Consider the following 18,646-nt stretch of genomic DNA (forward strand, 5'->3'; position numbering starts at 1 on the left):
TAATTGTTTCAAAACCTAATGTTTTGTCACTACAACGTTATAAATAAGTACAAATACGTAGAATTTATTGGTTGCTACGTATTTTGAGGCCTCTCAGTCCCATATCGATAAGATTCTCGCCAGCAGCAGGTTCGTATTTACCGTCTTTATTAATCTCGGTCCACTCGAAACTGTTGTTTATGGAAAATGATAAGGTGATGACTACATTTTCGGTTTCATTGCCATCTATTTGCAATGGTTTGTCGAATTTTCCGGTAAGCACGCATGAGCCTGGAGGAATTGGAGAGCTATCCGATAACGGATTTGGAACAGTAACAGAACCTTCTGGCGCTTGTCCCGTTAGAGTATATCCTTCTGCTTCAAATCCCCAAAAACCCTGAAGCTTGTTATCGTTAACTTCAATGCTCTTTCCATTTAAGTCGAAAGCATCAATATACATGTTGTATCCTAAAAAGCTGGCCACGGTACCGGTGTATTCCTCACCGTTGTTAAGAAGGTTAATAGATCCATTTTGGTAAGACGCCGAGATGCGAACCCATTCGTAGTTCCCCGTCTTAACCTGGCTCAAAGGGATTTCCAAAAATGTTTCATTGTCTTTAACTAAAATTGATTTGGAAAAGTCTATGGCCTCTTCACCTCCTTTGGTGGTGGTTTCTCCTTGGTAAATAATTTCACCAGTAGTAAGTAAAGTAGTTGCTGTAGGGGCGAGTTCAATATAATGTGCGCTCATGGCGTTAATGGTTGGGGTTTGTGCGGCGTTTCCATCTGCAATGGTTGCTGGGTTCCCAAAGTTGTCCAGCCGTTCTTGGTTTTTATCAAACTGAAGTTTTACAATGAGTTTGTTGGTGGTGGTTGCTTGTTCGTTCTTTTCATTGGAACAGGAAATAAGCATAAAAGAGAGCATGGAAAACAAAACAATTTTGTTCATGGATATTTAGATTTGAGGTTATTACGGCGGTAAAAATAAGAAAAATCTTAATAGTTGGAACTTTTTACCAGAATCAAAATTTATACGAAGTTTAACAGGAAAACCTTCGATTCTTTTTAATTTTGGCAAGCACCAATCTTATAGCTTTAACGCTGATAAGAAGTTTTAAGTAAATTTAATTAATAGTCTCGGCGTATAGTCGGATAACAAAGGCCTCAAAGAGGTATTTAAAAAATTAGTAACGATGAAGTACGATTTAATCGACAGCAATCTTTTTATAAAAAACCGTCAAAAGTTCATGGCTAAAATGAAGCCGAACAGTATTGCGGTTTTCAATTCAAATGATATTTATCCTATTGGTTCCGATAGTACCATGCCGTTTCAGCAGGCAAGGGATCTTTTCTATTTAAGTGGGGTAGATCAGGAAGAAAGTATTTTGGTATTGTTCCCAGACGCACATGAGGCCAAACACCGTGAAATCTTATTTGTGAGGGAAACTAACGACCACATAGCCGTATGGGAAGGCGAAAAGCTTACTAAGGAAAAGGCTCTTGAAGTGAGTGGTGTTAAAACAACGTATTGGTTGAAAGAATTCGATAAAGTTTTCTTCGATATAATGACGGAGGCAGTAACGGTTTACTTTAATACCAATGAGCATTACCGTCAATCGGTACAAACCGAAACGCGGGAGGATCGATTTATAAAATGGTGCAAAGAGAAGTTTCCAGCCCACAAATGGGAAAAAAGCAACCAGATTCTTCAAGAATTAAGAGGCACGAAGGAACCTCAAGAGATTGAATTGATGCAGCAGGCCTGTGCCATTACCGAAAAAGCGTTTAAGCGGGTATTGCAATTCACCAAACCCGGTGTTTGGGAGTATGAAATTGAAGCCGAGTTTATACATGAGTTTACTAGAAACCGTTCCCGTGGGTTCGCCTACACTCCTATAATAGCATCTGGTAATAATGCCAATGTTTTGCATTATATAGAGAATAAAATGCAGTGCAAAGAAGGTGAATTGTTGCTTATTGATGCAGGGGCAGAATATGCCAATTACGCTAGTGACATGACGCGAACCATCCCAGTGAGCGGAAGGTTCTCTAAAAGACAAAAGGAGGTTTACAATGCTGTGCTGAAAGTAAAAAATGAAGCTACGCAAATGTTGGTTCCCGGTACAATGTGGAAAGAATACCATGTTGAGGTAGGTAAGTTAATGACGAGTGCTTTGATAGATTTAGGGCTGTTGGATAAAACAGATGTGCTAAAGGAAGATCCAGAGTGGCCTGCTTATAAAAAATACTTTATGCATGGCACCAGTCACCACATTGGTTTGGATACGCACGATTACGGACCTCTTAAAAAACCCATGAAGCCCAATATGGTATTTACGGTGGAGCCAGGGATCTATTTGCCAGATGAAGGTTTTGGGATTCGATTGGAAGACGATGTGGTTATCCAAGATTCTGGGGCGCCATTTAATTTAATGCGCAACATCCCAATTGAAGTAGAAGAAATAGAAGATTGGATGAATAGATAAACCTATTGTCGCCCTGAGCCTGTCGAAGGGCATTTACAACTAATGTTTTTCGGTAGGTTCAGGATTTTATTTATCAATTAATGACACTTAACTATAAAGGAACAATTGTTTTTTATGAGGATACGGGCAAAGGCCCTGCAGTGGTTCTCTTGCATGGATTTTTGGAGAATTCTTCTATTTGGAATCCTTTAAAAGACAAATTGGTAAAGAAATACCGTGTTGTTACCATCGATTTATTAGGGCATGGAAAAACAGGTTGTTTGGGTTACGTGCATTCTATGGAACTAATGGCCGAAGTGGTTAAAGCCGTGCTGGATGAGCTAAAATTAAGGCGCGTTTCTTTAATCGGTCACTCCATGGGAGGGTATGTGGCACTCGCTTTTGCAGAAGCGTACCCAGACGATGTTAAAGCACTCGCTTTGGTAAACTCAACAGCTAGGGCAGATTCCGAAGAAAAGAAAAAAAACAGGGATAGGGCTATCGAGATGGTAAAACAAAACCACAAGAGTTTCGTGCGCATGGGCATCGCCAATCTATTTAGACCTAAAAACCGTAAGATTTTTGCTGAAGAAATAAAAGGTTTAAAAAAAGAGGCTTTAAAGACCCCTTTACAAGGAATAGTTGCTGCACTCGAAGGAATGAAAATACGTGATGATAGAGAAATATTACTGCATTTTACTCCCTTCGCTAAGTTGATGATTTTGGGTAAGAAAGACCCCGTGTTGAACTACGAAGCTTTAATTGAACAAACCCAAAATACTAAGGTAAAACTAGTTGAATTTCCCGACGGGCACATGAGTTTTATTGAGAACAGACCAGAATTCATCGATAATGTGAAGAAATTCTTAAAAAAAGTTTGATAATTGTCAGAATTTCTATAAGTTAACGTACCCAAAAAAACATAACCTATATGAAATCCTCAAAATCTACATTTAGAAAAGCCCTTTGTTCGGTGGTAGGTCACCGGTACGAGGTATCGAAAAAAATCACATCACACATTACGGAGTATCAATGTAAAACTTGCAAATGCGAGCTTACAACTACAGAAACAGGACATTTAGATGTGCTTACTCCAGAGTGGAAAGAAATCAATAGAACTTTAGCGCACTTATATCAAAAGAAAAGACGCGCTTTACAAACTGTTGCTTAATCTTCCTTTTTAAAAGAATTCCAACCTCGAGCTTGTAGTGGAATTTTAGAATTGGCACGCGTTACTAAATGCATGCCCTCACTTTCTTGTGTCATATGCCCGATGATTGACAAGTGCGGATTTCCTTTTATTTTTGGAAAATCTTCCTGAGCAACGGTAAAGAGCAATTCATAATCTTCCCCACCGCTTAAAGCCACAGTAGTGCTACTAATATTAAATTCTTCAGAAGTAGAAATTACTTGTGGGTCTAAGGGAATTTTGTCTTCGTATAGATTACATCCTACTTTAGACTGTTTGCAGATATGAATAATTTCAGAAGAAAGTCCGTCGCTAATATCGATCATAGCGGTAGGTTTTACCTCCAACTTTTTTAATAGTTCGGGAATATCTTTTCGTGCTTCCGGTTTTAATTGCCGTTCTATGATATAGGTATACTGGTCTAAATCCGGCTGATTTTGCGGGTTTACTTTAAAAACCTCCTTTTCCCTTTCTAAAACCTGAAGTCCCAAATAAGCTCCACCCAAATCACCACTTACCACCAAAAGATCGTTTGGTTTTGCAGAATTTCGGTAAACAATATCTGCTTCCTCGGCGGCTCCCAAAGCAGTAACTGTAATTAAAAGGCCTTTGTTAGAAGAGGTGGTGTCGCCACCTACCAAATCTACCTTGTACATATCGCAGGCCAATTTAATGCCGGCATACAATTCTTCTAAAGCTTCCAAAGGAAACCTGTTGGAAACGGCAATCGATACTGTAATTTGTGTCGCCTCAGCATTCATGGCGTATACATCGGATAGATTTACGATAACCGCTTTGTAGCCCAAGTGCTTTAGCGGCATGAAGCTAAGGTCGAAATGCACATTTTCCACCAAAAGGTCTGTGGTTACAATGGCTTTTTTCCCTTTAAAATCTAATACAGCAGCATCGTCCCCAATCCCTTTTATGGTGGAGGACTGTTTTATTTCAAATTGATTGGAAAGATGTTCTATCAAACCAAATTCCCCGAGTTCAGAAATAGATGTACGTGGCGGATTTTTATCTTCTATCATGTTGCAAAGATAGGCAGACTTTGTGGAATTGTTAAAACTTTTAAGCACCATTCATCATTTGGAAGGCAAATAAGGGATGAAGGTGTTTGGAAAAATTGTTATGAAAGTAATTGCTTCCTAACAACATATAGAAAAACAGTTGAATAGCCCGTATACTTATTGTATTTTTGTTGAAAATTAAAGCCATGACAATACAGGAAATTCAAAATGAGATTGTAGATGAATTCTCTATGTTCGACGACTGGATGCAGCGTTATGAGTATATGATAGAACTAGGGAAATCGTTACCGCTTATTGATGATAAATACAAAACCGAAGACAATATCATTAAGGGTTGCCAAAGTAAAGTTTGGGTGCATGCCGAGCTGGAAGACGATAAGCTGGTTTTTACGGCAGATAGCGATGCCATTATTACCAAAGGAATTATTGCTATTTTAGTAAGAGCTTTTAGTGGGCAACGACCAAAGGATATTATGGAAGCAGATACTGCTTTTATAGACGAAATAGGTTTAAAGGAACATTTATCCCCCACAAGGGCGAACGGTTTGGTAAGCATGATAAAACAACTAAAAATGTACGCAATAGCCTATCAAACACAATTAAATTAAAGAAATTATGAGCGAAACTATAGATACAACAGAATTAGGGGAAAAGATTGTAAGGGTGCTGAAAACCATTTACGATCCAGAAATCCCTGTGGATATTTATGAATTGGGCCTTATTTACGATGTTTTCGTGAACGAAGACCATGAAGTTAAAATTTTAATGACGCTTACTACACCCAACTGTCCGGTTGCAGAGACATTGCCAGTGGAAGTGGAAGAAAAAATAAAAACCATTGAAGAGGTGAAGGATGCCGAAGTGGAAATAACCTTCGATCCGCCTTGGAGCCAGGAATTAATGAGCGAAGAGGCCAAATTGGAATTGGGGTTGCTTTAAAAATAATGCTCATGGGTCAAGACATTCGATGGCATCAAAGATTGGATAATTTCAATAAAGCTTTAAAGCAATTGAACAAGGCGGTTATGCTTGCTAAAGAAAGGGACTTAAGCGAACTGGAACAGCAAGGACTCATTCAATCTTTTGAATTTACTCATGAATTAGCATGGAATGTTCTCAAAGATTTTTTCTTTTATCAAGGAAATACTGAAATTCGTGGGAGCAGGGATGCCACGCGGGAAGCTTTTAAAATGGGACTTATAGAGGAGGGTGATCAATGGATGAACATGATTGTCAGCCGAAATAAAACAAGTCATACCTACGATGAAGAGGTAGCAAAGGAAATAGCAAATAATATAATTGGCAATTATGCCTCTTTATTCAATGCGTTCTTAAGAAAAATGACTGAATTGGCAGCAAAAGATGGAAAAGATAATTAACAACTTTGGATTGAAGAATGAAGTTGCAGACCAACTTCAAGGTTTGTTTAGGGCTCATACAGAAATTGAAGAGGCTATTATTTTTGGGTCGCGGGCAATGAATTCTTACCGTGTAAATTCAGATGTAGATGTAGCTTTAAAAGGGAAGATCAACTTCAATACGCTTCTTGAGATAGAAAGGGAAATAGATAATTTAATGTTGCCCAACAAATTCGATGTGTTAGTGTTAAACTCGATTGAAAATGCTAATCTTTTAGATCATATCGAAAAAAATGGAAGCGTATTTTATAAAAAAAAGTATTAAAATGCAAGAAGAGATCATTAACAGAGTAGCGCAGAGTAAACTGGAAACTTTTAACCTGGAAGATTATTACCCAGCAGGAAACCGTGTACTTTTCGATATTTCGGATTGGCTTTTAGAAGGTTTTTTGCTAAAAGAAAAAGATTTTCGTGAAAAAGCGAAAAATCACCAATGGGAGCAATACCAAGGAAGTTATGTGGCATTAACCTGTTCTACCGATGCCATTGTGCCTGCTTGGGCCTATATGTTGCTCACCACTTATTTGTCTCCTTTCGCTAAAAAAGTATTGATTGGCTCTTTGGAACAATTGGAAACATCTATATTTCAAGAAGTTTTAGATAATATTAACTTGACCGCATACACAGATAAACCGGTTATAGTTAAAGGATGTTCCAATAAACCGGTGCCCGAAAATGCCTATATTATGATTACAGAAAAGCTTCTGCCAATTGCCAAAAGTATCATGTACGGGGAAGCCTGTTCTTCGGTACCTCTGTATAAAAGAAAATAATTAATTCCCCTAAAACTACGTACTATTAAGTAATAATTCTTAATTTTTATCAAAACTAATTCAATTAAATTAAAAATCAATGAGAAAGTTATTAGTGCTTGGGGCGCTTTTATTGGGAGTTTCTTTTTCCTATGCACAGGATGCAGATGGAGAGGAAGAACAAAAACAAGGATGGACCAAAAACGGGACATTTACATTTTTATTAAATCAGGCGGCATTTAGTAATTGGGTTGCAGGTGGACAGAATAATATATCTGGAACAGGTGGCCTTAATTACGATTTTAATTACCTAAGAGGAGATTGGTCCTGGGATAATAAATTAATTGCCTCTTATGGGTTAACGAATACGGAAGATCAAGGGACACGAAAATCTGATGACCGTCTTGAGTTCAATTCTTTAGTAGGGAAAAAAGCCTTTGGAAATTGGAATTACTCATTCTTTTTAAACTTTAGAACCCAATTTACAGATGGATATAATTATAAGGAAGATGAGGATGGCGAGTTCCCAGTTTCTGGACTTTTTAAACCTGCTTATTTAACTTTTGGTCCAGGTTTGGAGTGGAAAAAAAGTGAAAATTTAAAATTTAACCTGGCACCAGCGACCTCTAAGATGACCTTTATCAGTGATGATTTATGGGTTTATGACGACGACCAAGATACGTTTGTACAGCATTCTGGACCCGATAATATCAACGAACTGCAAGTATATGGGATCGATCCAGGAGATCAATTTCGTTATGAATTAGGTTTTTATGCTTCTGGATACTACAAATTTACAATCATGGAAAATGTTTCTTTTGAAAACATATTGAGTTTGTATTCCAATTATTTAGAAGATCCTCAGAATGTCGATCTTGATTATACGTTGAATGTAATGATGAAGATTAACAAATACCTTTCTACCAATTTCACCGTTCAGTTAGTTTACGATGACAATGCGGTAACTGCACTTCAGTTGCGGGAAGTATTTGGATTGGGAGTTAATTTCGGGTTTTAGAAACCCAACTGTTTAATTCAGATAATGAGCACAAAAAATATTGTCAAACTGAGCCTGTCGAAGGGTTTTACTCTTTTAAAAGTAGAACTTCGACAGGCTCAAGGTGACATGTATAACTCAAAGGTTACCTAAGTATTTAAGGGATACGTTTAGGAATTAAAGATCTTCCTCGTATTCCGGATATAAGAAATTATTGTATGGAAAACGGGTAATGTGTATTCTTCTAACTTCTTCATACACCTTCTTTCTAAACTCTTCTAAGTTTTCTTTGTTTAAAGCCGAGATGAATAATACATCGTCGCCGGCACGGTTCATCCAAGTTTGTTTCCATTCGTCCAATGTGAAATGCTTGGTTGTTTTTTCCGTCACTAAATCATCTTCTTCGATGGTTTCATGCTCGTAATTATCAATCTTATTGAAAACCATGATAGTGGGCTTATCCAAACTTTTAATATCCTCCAAAATTTGATTAACAGAAGCAATATGTTCTTCGAAATTGGGATGGGAAATATCCACTACGTGTAATAGCAAATCGGCCTCCCTTACTTCATCTAAAGTACTTTTAAAAGATTCCACCAGTTGTGTTGGGAGTTTACGTATAAAACCAACCGTATCACTTAAAAGAAAAGGTAAATTCCCAATGACCACTTTTCGAACGGTTGTATCCAGCGTTGCAAAAAGCTTGTTTTCTGCAAAAACATCACTTTTACTTACCACATTCATAAGGGTAGATTTTCCAACATTGGTATATCCAATGAGCGCAACGCGAACCAAAGCACCACGGTTACCACGTTGGGTTTCCATTTGCTTGTCTATCTTTTCCAGTTTTTTCTTCAGTAGGGAAATACGGTCGCGAACAATACGTCTATCGGTTTCGATTTCTGTTTCCCCTGGACCACGCATACCAATACCTCCACGTTGTCGCTCTAAGTGTGTCCACAGTCCGGCAAGGCGAGGCAACAAATATTGGTATTGGGCCAACTCTACCTGCGTCCTTGCATAACTGGTTTGCGCCCGTTGTGCAAAAATATCCAGAATTAAGCTTGTTCGGTCTAAGATCTTGGCCTTTAAAATCTTTTCGATATTCTTTTGTTGTGCAGGGGACAATTCATCATCAAAAATTACGGTTCCAATATCATTATCATTTACGTATTGGCGTATTTCTTCCATTTTCCCGGTTCCAATAAAAGTTTTTGGATTGGGAATATCGATTTTTTGAGTGAATCTAGCTTCAACTTGCCCCCCAGCGGTGTAAGCTAAAAACTCCAATTCATCTAAATATTCTTTAGACTTTTCCTCATCTTGCTCTTGGTTTATAATACCAATGAGCACCGCTTTTTCAAAATCTAATGTTTTCTTTTCCAGCATAAAATAAAATGTAAAGCACAAAGGTACACAATTGATTTTTTTATTTTTACAAGATGAACAATAACAATTTGTACGCCGTCGCTTTTTATAATTTAGAGAACCTTTTTGATATTATAAACGACCCGCATGTTTTGGACGATGACTTTACTTCGGAAGGTAGGTTGGAATGGACGGAAGAGCGTTATGAAGATAAAATCGATAAGCTAGGTAAGGCGATTTCTAAAATAGCAAGGGTAGATGGCGCGAACCCTCCATCTTTGGTTGGCGTTGCTGAAGTTGAAAATAAAAAAGTACTTAACGACCTTATTGCTTCGCCAGCTCTTAAAAAATACCACTATCGATATGTTCATTTTAATTCCCCGGATGAAAGAGGTATCGATACGGCGCTACTTTATCGGGAAAATCAATTTGAGGTATTAAATGCCCAACCAATTTCCCTATTGGTCTATAATGAAGGGAATGTAAGAGACTATACTCGGGATATTCTTTATGTACATGGAAGGCTAAAAGCGGAAGAAATTCATCTATTCGTAAACCATTGGCCGTCCAGAAGGCAGGGAACGGAAGATATGGCTTATAAAAGAATAAAAGCTGCACAGGTGCTTCAGCAGTATATTAGTGAGATTAAAAATAATGAGGCCGATGCCAAGTTTGTCATTATGGGCGATTTTAACGACGATCCCAATTCAGAAAGCATAAAACAGCACTTGGTTACAAAGGATTTTTACAATCCCATGTCTAAATTACTCGATCCAAATAACCGAGGGAGTTTAACCCATAAATTGGCTTGGAATTTATTTGATCAAATTATTATATCGACCAATTTTTTCAATTCTTCTTCAAATCAATTAACATTTCAAAAAGCCGACATCCTAGACGCCCATTTCTTGGAGGAGTGGAATAAAAAGTATGAAGGATTTCCATTTCGAACCTATGTAGGAAAGAAATATTTGGGGGGTTATAGCGATCACTTTCCTGTGTATTTAATTTTCAAACATAATCACTAGGTTGTCAATACAACTATACTCACTAAATTTTCGATCTATTTTGTGTTTTTATCTTTTAAGTGAATAAAAACATCGATGAAATGCAATATAGTATACATATTATTACTACACTAAAAGTAAGGTTAAGACTACAAATAATGCAATTTTAGGCATTTCATCGAAAACATCTATGCATTTCATCGAATAAATCGTGCATTTCATCGTATCAATTTGTTGAATCTACTACTTTAGATAAACCAAATCAGGAATACTATGAAAACTATCCTACACACTTCGAGAATTGCTTTTGCTGTTTTAACGGCAATTTTGTTTTTCAATGTTCAAAATGTGTCATCGCAGCATACTTTTCAAAAAGTAAGCGACCTTGAAAGACATCATAGTGAAAACCTAATTTCAATTTCCAAAAAACTTAAAAACAGAGCGACACTTCAAAAGAGAGCTGCACACCAATTGGCCTTAACCAAAGGCTGGGAGGTTTCCAAAAAACTTTCTAATGGTGGATATATGGAATTAGAGAAAATTGGACCAGATGGCGCCCCAATATACTTTACTACATTCAACGATAATGTAGTGTATACATCTCGGTCCAATTCTCTATACCGCACAGGAGATTTGCATTTAGACGTAGATGGTTTGGGAATGTATGTAGGTGTTTGGGACAGTGGTAACGCTTTAATGACGCACCAAGAGTTTACCGGTAGAATAAAATCGGGAGACAATTCTAAGAGAACTAGCGGGCATGCTACACACGTTTTAGGAACTATTATGGCAGCTGGGGTAGACCAAAAGGCAAAAGGTGTGGCCTACAATGCAGAAGGTGTTACTTTCGATTGGTCTAACGACGAAGCTGAGGTTGCCGAGGCTGCCGCAAACGGAATGTTGCTTTCTAACCACTCTTATGGAATTAGCGGAAGAACAATTCCAGATTGGTATTTTGGTGCATACATCTACCAAGCTCAGGAATGGGATGAGATTATGTATAACGCTCCTTACTACTTAATGGTAACAGCGGCTGGAAATACACAACAATATCAATACAACGAAGCTCCAAATTTTGGTAACGCGGCAGATGCTTACGATCTTCTTTTGGGTTATGCCGTTTCTAAAAATGGATTGACCGTAGCGGCTGCAGATAACGTAGTTTTAGATGACAAGGAAAACTTAGTGAGCGCTTCTATCGCTTCCTTCAGTAATTTCGGTCCAACCGATGACGGAAGAATAAAGCCAGATATTACAGGAGAAGGTGTAAATGTATATTCTGCTTACGACGATAACGACGCCAGCTACATTGCACAATCGGGTACTTCTATGGCTGCACCAGGTGTTACAGGGTCTCTTTTATTGCTTCAACAGTATTATAAAGAAACGCATAACAAATTTATGAAAGCGGCAACAGTTAAAGGTTTGGCATTGCATACGGCAGATGAGGCTGGAGATTTTCCTGGGCCAGACTACAGATTTGGATGGGGAATTATAAACACCAAAAAGGCGGCTGAAACAATTTCTAAAGCCGGATTTGAATCTGAGATTATTGAAGAAACTCTTCAAAATGGAAATACTTTTACAATGGAAGTAGAAGCAGAAAAAGGACAAACCTTAATGGCTTCTATATCATGGACAGACTTAGCCAACCCAACCAAAAACGAGGGAAAATTAAACGATGCCACCGCTGTTTTGGTAAACGATCTCGATATCGTAATTACCAAAGAAGGTGAAGAGAATGCACACTATCCTTGGAAATTGTCTGTTTCAGATATCAATTCTGGAGCACAGAAAGGAATCAACAATGTAGATCCTTTTGAGAAAATTGAAATTCCAAATGCTTCAGGAAAATATACTATTACAATTACCCATAAAGGAAACTTAGCTACTACTGCTCAGAACTTTTCTTTAATCCTTACTGGAATAAAAGGAAGCGATTGCGTGCTGGAAACCCCTACAAACTTAATTACTTCTGAAGCTTCTGAGACAACAGCTAAATTAGCTTGGGAAAATGTGGAAGATGCTATCTACGAAGTAGCCTTCAGAATTAAAAGTGACAATAAATCTACAGAAAACTCATGGAATACGGTTTTAAGTTCTGAAAACACTAAAGAAATTAGCGAATTATCGCAAAATACCGTTTATGAGTGGAAAGTAAGAACCTTATGTTCAGAATTGGCGGAATCTGCTTATAGCGACCTTAAAAGTTTTAAAACTAAATTTATCGATACAGAGGCGCCAAGTGCAGTGAAGCAAATAAACGCGAATACAATTACTCAAACTTCTTTTCAACTAGATTGGAATGCTTCTCAAGATAATGTGGCTACTCAATCTTACGAAGTTTATTTAGATGGGATTCAGTTGAATTCAACTACTTCAAATACACTTTCTGTTGAGGGATTAAAAGCGAATACCAACTATACTGTGGTAATCGTAGCTGTAGATGCAGCTGGAAATACTTCAGAAAAAAGTATGGAGTACCCAGTTAAGACCTTATCTGAAGAGAAATTGGCAGAAGTTTTAATCTCGAACGATTTTGAGCAAGGTATCGGGACTTGGAGTGCTGCAGGAATTTGGGGAGCAAGCAAAGGGAAATACAGTTTGGATAACAGTATTGCTGCCAGCAGTCGTGAAACTGGTTTGGCATCGATAGTAACGCCTGGAATGAATATTTTACCTTACGAAAAAATTGTAATTGACTTCTATATGTTGGCTACCGCTACAAAGAATAATGACAAAGTTGTAGTTTCCATAGACAATGGTAATGGATGGGATGAAATTGAAACCTATACTGTAAATTCTGATATTGAAAATGGATATTTTTACGAAGCAACCATTTCTCTAACTAACAAAGAATTAAAATTTTCCAACAATACACGTGTTAAAATAGAAACACAAATTGTAAACCATACTACCAGTATCTACATTGATAATGTTACGGTAAAAGGGTTTACAAATACAGAAAACAAAGAAAGTTCTTTGGATAAGTTAGCAGCAATGGATGCTAGTGAATTGTTAGAAACAGAGGAAGATATTAAGAGAATAAGCGTTTACCCAAATCCAACGGTTAATTCTATAGAAATAAACGGCCTTACCGCTACCAACGATGCTTTCCAGATCTATAATGCTTCTGGGAGTTTGGTAAACAGCGGAAATGGATTTAACAAAATGATAGATGTTTCCAACCTTCCTGCTGGGATGTATATAGTTTCTGTACAGCAAGACGGAAAAGTTACAGGGACTAAGTTTATGAAGAAATAAAGATCCCAGTCTAGGGCGTGGCGTACAAATTTACTTTACAGAGTCTAAAAAAAGATAAAGTGCAAATGAAGCCCGCTCTATTTAAACGTGTTTAATTTCTGAAGGGTCCAAAATTTCGTCGCCCCGCAAACGAAGAAAAATTTGCGCCACGGCAACTACGTCTTTTTCGCAGTAATTAATAATTTTATCAATGTCTTTATCCTTATAAAAAACGTTATAAACCATACTGCCATCAATATCGTCTTTTGGCGATGGGATATTTAAAATGTTGGTTAAAAGCTTAAGGGAGGTAAAATGTTTGTAATCTCCAAATTTCCAAAGCTCCATGGTGTCCAAATGAGGGATTTCCCAAGGTTTTTTACCAAAAAGATTGAGTTTGGAAGGGAGTTGTATACCATGGATAATCATCCGACGCGCTATAAACGGAAAATCGAATTCCTTCGCGTTATGTCCGCACAAAAGTTTATAAGGTTCGCTAAAGTGAGACTCCAAAAGGTTTTTAAACTCTCTTAAAATAGCATCTTCTTCTCCATGGAAAGATGTGGTTCTAAAAGCTCTGTTTTCGCCCTTAAAAGTGAAGTAGCCAACAGAAATACAAATAATCTTGCCAAATTCTGCCCAAATCCCAGCCCGATCGTAAAATTCTTCCGCCGTAAACTCTTCTTTCCTTTGGTATTGGGTTTTATGCGTCCACAATTCCTTTGTCTCCTCGCTTAGATCCTCAAATCCTGGATGTTCGGGAACGGTCTCTATATCTAAAAACAATATGTTTTCTAAAGAAATTTTATAAAGCATGATCTAACATTTTGTAGGTTTCGTCGATATATTGGTAGATGTCTTCAGTAAAAGCATCCTTATTTTTTTTAGCTGTTTGTTTTCCTAAACGCGTTATTATAAGGTTGTCTTCTGGTTGTACAATTACATATTGGCCTAAATGGCCACGTAGCATAAAGAAGTCTTTGTTTTTATAGTTTAAAAGCCATAGGCCATAACCGTACATAGATCCGTTTTCAAACTTGGGTTGGGTTGCTTTCTTTATAAATTCAGTATGTAAGAGCTGTTCACCATTCCATTTCCCTTGATCTTTGTAGAGTTTTCCAAATCGGGCAAAATCCCGTGCAGAAGCCGCAATACAACAATAGGCTTTTACTAGACCATTCTCTTCACTGTCCAATTGCCATAGGGCAATATTTTCGGCTCCCATGGGCTGCCAAAAGTTTCTGGAAAGATAATTTGCAATACTTTGCCCGGTTGCTTTTTCAATAACCATGGCCAAGAGCTGTGTGTTGCCGCTTAGGTATTTAAAGGAGGTTCCTGGTGTTTCTACAACTTCCAGTCCTAAAATTATCTTGGCTAAATCGTCATCAAAATAAGCTCTAGTAGTAATGGAAAAAGGACTGTAATAGGCCTCATCCCAATTTAGTCCGCTAGACATACTTGCAAGATCCCCTACCGTCATATTTTTTCCGAGGTTCGTATTAAATTCAGGATAATAATCGGCTACAGGTTGTTCTAGACTTTTAATATGTCCCTGCTGAATCGCTTTTTGTAGCATGGAAACAACCAGGGTTTTAGCCATGGAAAAGGAATTGCTTTTACTATTTTCGGTATAACCGTCATAATATTTTTCACGCCAAAGGCTATCATTTTTAATAATTAGAAAACTTACAGTTTCGTATTTTTTATGAAGTTCATCCAGTTCTGTAGACAATTCTCTTTTATAAGCTGCGGATTTTGGCCATGGCTGCGTTTGACTTCCCTTTTGAATAAGTTGATTGTCGAAATAATTATAGTCTTTTAAAAATGCAGTGGTATGGCCGTTGAGATAGGTTACTTTTACAGCCTTAATAAGGTAATCGTATCCAAAAATATACATGGCAATTACGAGCAGGGCAAGCGCAAAGAAAAGCACCTTAAACAATCTTAATACAATTTTCATGAAGCAAGGTATAGGCTTTGTTAAACGATCTAATATAGGGATTTTATACTAAAAGAGTTTTTGTTGTGGTGACGGACTTTCATGTTCCAAAAGCCATTTTTTACGCCACAGGCCTCCAGCATAACCGGTTAAAGAACCGTCGCTACCTATAACACGGTGACACGGAACAACAATCCAAAGCGGATTTTTACCATTGGCAGAAGCTACAGCCCTAATGGCCTTTACATCTCCCAATCTCTTGGAAAGCTCCAGGTAGGAAGTGGTTTTCCCAAAAGGGATTTTTAACAATTCTTTCCATACACTCTGTTGAAAAGTCGTGCCTTTTGGATTCATTTTAAAGCTGAAAGTTGTTCGTTCCCCGTTAAAATATTCTTTTAGCTGAAGTATTGCTTCCAAAAGATTTTCTGGAACAGGTTGGGTTTCCTCACTTTTTTCCTCCAATACAGTAATAGCATTGATGCCGTTGGCATCTCCTGTAATTCTAGTAAAACCCAAAGGAGTTTTAATTACCGCTTGTGTCGTCATTTGGGATGTCCTTTTCAATAGGATTGTCAAAAATACCCATTCTTTCTGCCCGTATTTGCCAATTTCTGCGGGCCAAAAGCTGAAGATCTTCTACGTTATCGCTTTCATCCACAATTTCTAAACCTAAGATGGTCTCAATAAGATCTTCCATAGTAACAAGGCCACTAATGGAGCCGTATTCGTCTACTACAAGTGCAATATGGTCTTGGTTGTGGATAAATTTTTCGAATAATTCGGGAAGTGGAATGCTTCTTTTCGAGATTAAAATATCCCTTCTTAACGTATTTAGTTTTTCACCGCCTTTACCTTCAATCATAGCTTCCAGAACTTGATCCTTTAGAACAAAGCCGGTTATATTATCTGTGTTATTTTTATAAATAGGAATGCGGGAGAAGCGTAATTTCGGATTTTTTTGAAAAAACTCTTCAATAGTCAAATCTTCCGAAGCGGTTTTCATAACCGTCCTGGGGGTCATAATATCTTTGGCCCAAATCTGGTCGAAACGCATTAAGTTTTTAATCATTGTAGACTCCGATTCCTGGAAAACACCTTCTTCTTGAGCGATGTCTGCCATGGCTGTAAAATCTTCCCTACTAAAAACAGAGCCATGGGCACTCTTTCCGCCAATAACCTTGGTGGTTAGTTTAAGTACCCAAATAATACCGGTCCATTTTAAAGGAAAAATCATAATTGTAAGGGCTTTTGCCGTAAAATTACCGAGGGTTCTCCAGTAAGTAGCACCAATAGTTTTTGGAATAATTTCTGAAACCACTAAAATAAGAATGGTCATAATTGCAGAAACAACACCTACAATATTAAAACCTAAAATATCTATTTTATACGGAAGCTTTTCGGCCTGAACCCCAACCAGTATAGCACCAACCGTATGTGCGATTGTGTTAATGGTGAGGATGGCAATAAGCGGTTCGTCTACGTTTTGCTTTAAACTTTCGAGAGTAAAAGCATATGCTTTACCTTCCTGTTTCTTTACGTTGATAAAAGTGGGCGTAACACTAAGAAATACGGCTTCGAGCACAGAGCATAGAAACGAGAAAAATATTGATACAAGGGCAAATAAAATGAGTAATCCCATAGAAATGATTTCCAGCTAATTTAAGTATATATCTACTAAGAACCAAGATTGTTTTTTAAGTGAACCAATTTAAATATTATTTCATGGAATTGATTGCTTTACCATTTACCAACCAACATATTTGGGTGGTTTGATATTGTTGAGATTTAAATAAACTATAAGTTGTCCCCTGTGGTGGGTTACATGATCTTGAAGTAGATTTAAAATCTGCCATTTTGTTTTTTCGCCGGCAAAGAAATCAATTTTTTCGTTAAAAACGCTTTCTTCGGTTTTAAGAACCGCTTCTTTTACGCTGTCAAAAGAATGAGTCAAAGCTTCAATAAGAGCTTGTTTATCTATGTTCTTCAAATCTTCCTCTTGAATTTCAGCATTAAAATAAGCTTTTCCCAACCAATCCATATTTTGCTTTATATGAAGCAATTGCTCTTTAAAACTCATTTCACGCTCGGTAGGTTTGTAGGAGTACTTTTCTTCAGGAAGGCTTTTAGCAATCTCCAAGAGATAGTTTTTAGAATTATCCCATTTTTCACTAAACGCCAACACGGATGGGTTTTGGGCGTTTCCGTAAAGTGAAATAAAAAATAAAACAAAAGTAAGCTGTGTTCGCATTGTTTAGGAGATAAGTTTTACCACATCTTTGGCAAAATAGCTTGCAATAATATCTGCACCGGCTCTTTTAATAGCTAAAGTTTGTTCTAAAATAACGGCATCATGGTCTAACCATCCTTTTTCTGAAGCTGCTTTTATCATTGCATATTCACCGCTAACTTGGTAGACGGCAACTGGAACTTCAAAACTGTTTTTAAGGTCCCGAACAATATCCAAATAGCAAAGGCCGGGTTTAACCATCACAATATCTGCACCTTCATCGATATCCATTTGGGTTTCCTTAAGAGCTTCCGTTCGATTGGCTGGATCCATTTGGTATGTTCTTTTATCTTTAGGAATGTTTTCGGCGTCTACCGGGGCAGAGTCTAAAGCATCCCTAAAAGGGCCGTAAAATGCCGATGCATATTTGGCGCTGTAACTCATAATTCCTGTGTTTATAAAACCTTGACTTTCCAATGCTTCCCGTAGTTTTAGTATTCTTCCGTCCATCATATCACTAGGGGCCACAAAATCGGCTCCTGCCTGAGCATGGGAAACGGCCATTTTTGCCAGTACTTCCGAAGAAGCATCATTCAAAATTTGTCCGTTTTCCACGATACCATCATGCCCATAAGAAGAATATGGGTCTAAAGCAACATCGGTCATTACCAGCATATCTGGTACTGCATTTTTTACCGTTTTAATGGCTCTCTGCATCAAACCGTGGTTATTTAGAGCTTCTGTGCCTTTGTTGTCTTTCAAGTTGTCTGGAACCTTTACAAAAAGTAAAACCGATTTTAAACCTATTTTCCAGAGCTCTTTTACCTCTTTTTCCAAAAGATCTAAGCTAAACCTAAAATAATTTGGCATCGAAGCAATTTCTTCCTTAATATTTTTTCCTTCCACTACAAATAGAGGGACCAAGAAATCGTTGGGCGTTATTATAGTTTCTTGCACCAAGCTTCTTATCGCTTCGTTTGTTCTTAACCTTCTATTTCTTCTTAATGGATACATATAATTTCAATTTTTTA

At 37.5% G+C, this 18,646-nt stretch carries 20 protein-coding genes; 11 read left to right on the forward strand and 9 right to left on the reverse strand.

From position 1 onward, the window contains the following. Positions 1–64: 64 nt before the first annotated feature. Positions 65–928, reverse strand: coding sequence for a hypothetical protein (locus HX109_RS06435; protein WP_178950372.1), 864 nt, complete (start codon positions 926–928; stop codon positions 65–67). A 244-nt stretch (positions 929–1,172) separates the two neighbouring features. Between HX109_RS06435 and HX109_RS06440 the strand changes: the two genes are divergently transcribed. From HX109_RS06440 to HX109_RS06450, 3 genes are all read left to right on the forward strand, one after another. Next, a complete protein-coding gene (locus HX109_RS06440) occupies positions 1,173–2,465 on the forward strand; it encodes an aminopeptidase P family protein (protein WP_178950374.1) in 1,293 nt (430 codons plus the stop codon). Between the two features lie 80 nt (positions 2,466–2,545). Beyond that, entirely contained in the window at positions 2,546–3,325 is a 780-nt protein-coding gene (locus HX109_RS06445) for an alpha/beta fold hydrolase (protein ID WP_178950375.1), read from the forward strand. 50 nt (positions 3,326–3,375) lie between these two features. Beyond that, entirely contained in the window at positions 3,376–3,615 is a 240-nt protein-coding gene (locus HX109_RS06450; protein ID WP_178950377.1) for a hypothetical protein, read from the forward strand. On the opposite strand, the gene thiL is transcribed toward HX109_RS06450, so the two are convergent. After that, complete coding sequence (thiL, locus tag HX109_RS06455; RefSeq protein ID WP_178950379.1) at positions 3,612–4,664, reverse strand: thiamine-phosphate kinase; 1,053 nt, start codon at positions 4,662–4,664, stop codon at positions 3,612–3,614. The two genes, HX109_RS06450 and thiL, sit on opposite strands and share 4 nt — an antisense overlap. A 185-nt stretch (positions 4,665–4,849) precedes the next feature. Here thiL and HX109_RS06460 point away from each other — a divergent pair, with 185 nt between their 5' ends. From HX109_RS06460 to HX109_RS06485, 6 genes are all read left to right on the forward strand, one after another. Next, positions 4,850–5,272 carry a SufE family protein gene (locus HX109_RS06460; protein ID WP_178950381.1) on the forward strand — a complete coding sequence of 141 codons (423 nt, stop codon included), beginning with the start codon at positions 4,850–4,852 and terminating at the stop codon, positions 5,270–5,272. A gap of 7 nt (positions 5,273–5,279) precedes the next feature. Continuing rightward, positions 5,280–5,603 (forward strand): SUF system Fe-S cluster assembly protein, encoded by a 324-nt coding sequence (locus tag HX109_RS06465; protein WP_178950383.1) that lies wholly within the window; start codon positions 5,280–5,282, stop codon positions 5,601–5,603. 11 nt (positions 5,604–5,614) lie between these two features. After that, complete coding sequence (locus tag HX109_RS06470; RefSeq protein WP_255462796.1) at positions 5,615–6,043, forward strand: nucleotidyltransferase substrate binding protein; 429 nt, start codon at positions 5,615–5,617, stop codon at positions 6,041–6,043. Next, positions 6,027–6,347: a nucleotidyltransferase domain-containing protein gene (locus HX109_RS06475; protein WP_178950384.1), complete on the forward strand. Its 321-nt coding sequence runs from the start codon at positions 6,027–6,029 to the stop codon at positions 6,345–6,347. The genes HX109_RS06470 and HX109_RS06475 overlap by 17 nt, the downstream gene beginning before the upstream one ends. A 1-nt stretch (position 6,348) precedes the next feature. Further along, positions 6,349–6,855, forward strand: coding sequence for a DUF2480 family protein (locus HX109_RS06480; RefSeq protein WP_178950386.1), 507 nt, complete (start codon positions 6,349–6,351; stop codon positions 6,853–6,855). Between the two features lie 79 nt (positions 6,856–6,934). Further along, the gene (locus HX109_RS06485) at positions 6,935–7,852 is read left to right on the forward strand and encodes a DUF3078 domain-containing protein (RefSeq protein ID WP_178950388.1); all 918 of its coding nucleotides are present in this window, start codon (positions 6,935–6,937) and stop codon (positions 7,850–7,852) included. Positions 7,853–8,008: 156 nt separating this feature from the next. Here the strand turns inward: HX109_RS06485 and hflX are convergent, their stop codons facing one another. Further along, positions 8,009–9,220, reverse strand: a complete 1,212-nt coding sequence (hflX, locus tag HX109_RS06490) for a GTPase HflX (protein WP_178950390.1) — start codon at positions 9,218–9,220, stop codon at positions 8,009–8,011. Positions 9,221–9,273: 53 nt separating this feature from the next. On the opposite strand from hflX, the gene HX109_RS06495 reads away from it, so the two are divergent. Continuing rightward, on the forward strand, positions 9,274–10,227 hold the full coding sequence (locus HX109_RS06495; RefSeq protein WP_178950392.1) for an endonuclease/exonuclease/phosphatase family protein: 954 nt from the start codon (positions 9,274–9,276) through the stop codon (positions 10,225–10,227). A gap of 252 nt (positions 10,228–10,479) precedes the next feature. Then, the gene (locus HX109_RS06500; RefSeq protein WP_178950393.1) at positions 10,480–13,470 is read left to right on the forward strand and encodes a S8 family serine peptidase; all 2,991 of its coding nucleotides are present in this window, start codon (positions 10,480–10,482) and stop codon (positions 13,468–13,470) included. An 81-nt stretch (positions 13,471–13,551) separates the two neighbouring features. On the opposite strand, the gene HX109_RS06505 is transcribed toward HX109_RS06500, so the two are convergent. From HX109_RS06505 to hemB, 6 genes are all read right to left on the reverse strand, one after another. Further along, positions 13,552–14,265 carry a 3'-5' exonuclease gene (locus HX109_RS06505; RefSeq protein WP_178950395.1) on the reverse strand — a complete coding sequence of 238 codons (714 nt, stop codon included), beginning with the start codon at positions 14,263–14,265 and terminating at the stop codon, positions 13,552–13,554. After that, entirely contained in the window at positions 14,255–15,409 is a 1,155-nt protein-coding gene (locus tag HX109_RS06510; protein WP_178950397.1) for a serine hydrolase domain-containing protein, read from the reverse strand. The genes HX109_RS06505 and HX109_RS06510 overlap by 11 nt, the downstream gene beginning before the upstream one ends. A 48-nt stretch (positions 15,410–15,457) precedes the next feature. Then, positions 15,458–15,934, reverse strand: a complete 477-nt coding sequence (locus tag HX109_RS06515; RefSeq protein WP_178950399.1) for a methylated-DNA--[protein]-cysteine S-methyltransferase — start codon at positions 15,932–15,934, stop codon at positions 15,458–15,460. Beyond that, positions 15,912–17,027, reverse strand: coding sequence for a CNNM domain-containing protein (locus HX109_RS06520; RefSeq protein ID WP_178950401.1), 1,116 nt, complete (start codon positions 17,025–17,027; stop codon positions 15,912–15,914). The genes HX109_RS06515 and HX109_RS06520 overlap by 23 nt, the downstream gene beginning before the upstream one ends. Before the next feature lie 105 nt (positions 17,028–17,132). Further along, on the reverse strand, positions 17,133–17,636 hold the full coding sequence (locus tag HX109_RS06525; RefSeq protein ID WP_178950403.1) for a DinB family protein: 504 nt from the start codon (positions 17,634–17,636) through the stop codon (positions 17,133–17,135). Between the two features lie 3 nt (positions 17,637–17,639). Continuing rightward, a complete protein-coding gene (gene hemB, locus HX109_RS06530; protein ID WP_178950404.1) occupies positions 17,640–18,629 on the reverse strand; it encodes a porphobilinogen synthase in 990 nt (329 codons plus the stop codon). Positions 18,630–18,646: the final 17 nt, after the last annotated feature.

The organism is Galbibacter sp. BG1 (assembly GCF_013391805.1).
Taxonomy (GTDB): Bacteria; Bacteroidota; Bacteroidia; order Flavobacteriales; family Flavobacteriaceae; genus Galbibacter.

Coding starts and splice junctions, on each gene's coding strand:
- hemB (WP_178950404.1), bottom strand. CDS start 18,629: ATGTATCCATTAAGAAGAAATAGAAGGTTAAGAACAAACGAAGCGATA.
- HX109_RS06515 (WP_178950399.1), bottom strand. CDS start 15,934: ATGACGACACAAGCGGTAATTAAAACTCCTTTGGGTTTTACTAGAATT.
- HX109_RS06470 (WP_255462796.1), top strand. CDS start 5,615: ATGGGTCAAGACATTCGATGGCATCAAAGATTGGATAATTTCAATAAA.
- HX109_RS06450 (WP_178950377.1), top strand. CDS start 3,376: ATGAAATCCTCAAAATCTACATTTAGAAAAGCCCTTTGTTCGGTGGTA.
- HX109_RS06525 (WP_178950403.1), bottom strand. CDS start 17,636: ATGCGAACACAGCTTACTTTTGTTTTATTTTTTATTTCACTTTACGGA.
- HX109_RS06460 (WP_178950381.1), top strand. CDS start 4,850: ATGACAATACAGGAAATTCAAAATGAGATTGTAGATGAATTCTCTATG.
- HX109_RS06480 (WP_178950386.1), top strand. CDS start 6,349: ATGCAAGAAGAGATCATTAACAGAGTAGCGCAGAGTAAACTGGAAACT.
- HX109_RS06520 (WP_178950401.1), bottom strand. CDS start 17,027: ATGGGATTACTCATTTTATTTGCCCTTGTATCAATATTTTTCTCGTTT.
- HX109_RS06435 (WP_178950372.1), bottom strand. CDS start 928: ATGAACAAAATTGTTTTGTTTTCCATGCTCTCTTTTATGCTTATTTCC.
- HX109_RS06505 (WP_178950395.1), bottom strand. CDS start 14,265: ATGCTTTATAAAATTTCTTTAGAAAACATATTGTTTTTAGATATAGAG.
- HX109_RS06495 (WP_178950392.1), top strand. CDS start 9,274: ATGAACAATAACAATTTGTACGCCGTCGCTTTTTATAATTTAGAGAAC.
- hflX (WP_178950390.1), bottom strand. CDS start 9,220: ATGCTGGAAAAGAAAACATTAGATTTTGAAAAAGCGGTGCTCATTGGT.
- HX109_RS06445 (WP_178950375.1), top strand. CDS start 2,546: ATGACACTTAACTATAAAGGAACAATTGTTTTTTATGAGGATACGGGC.
- HX109_RS06465 (WP_178950383.1), top strand. CDS start 5,280: ATGAGCGAAACTATAGATACAACAGAATTAGGGGAAAAGATTGTAAGG.
- HX109_RS06475 (WP_178950384.1), top strand. CDS start 6,027: ATGGAAAAGATAATTAACAACTTTGGATTGAAGAATGAAGTTGCAGAC.
- HX109_RS06440 (WP_178950374.1), top strand. CDS start 1,173: ATGAAGTACGATTTAATCGACAGCAATCTTTTTATAAAAAACCGTCAA.
- thiL (WP_178950379.1), bottom strand. CDS start 4,664: ATGATAGAAGATAAAAATCCGCCACGTACATCTATTTCTGAACTCGGG.
- HX109_RS06500 (WP_178950393.1), top strand. CDS start 10,480: ATGAAAACTATCCTACACACTTCGAGAATTGCTTTTGCTGTTTTAACG.
- HX109_RS06510 (WP_178950397.1), bottom strand. CDS start 15,409: ATGAAAATTGTATTAAGATTGTTTAAGGTGCTTTTCTTTGCGCTTGCC.
- HX109_RS06485 (WP_178950388.1), top strand. CDS start 6,935: ATGAGAAAGTTATTAGTGCTTGGGGCGCTTTTATTGGGAGTTTCTTTT.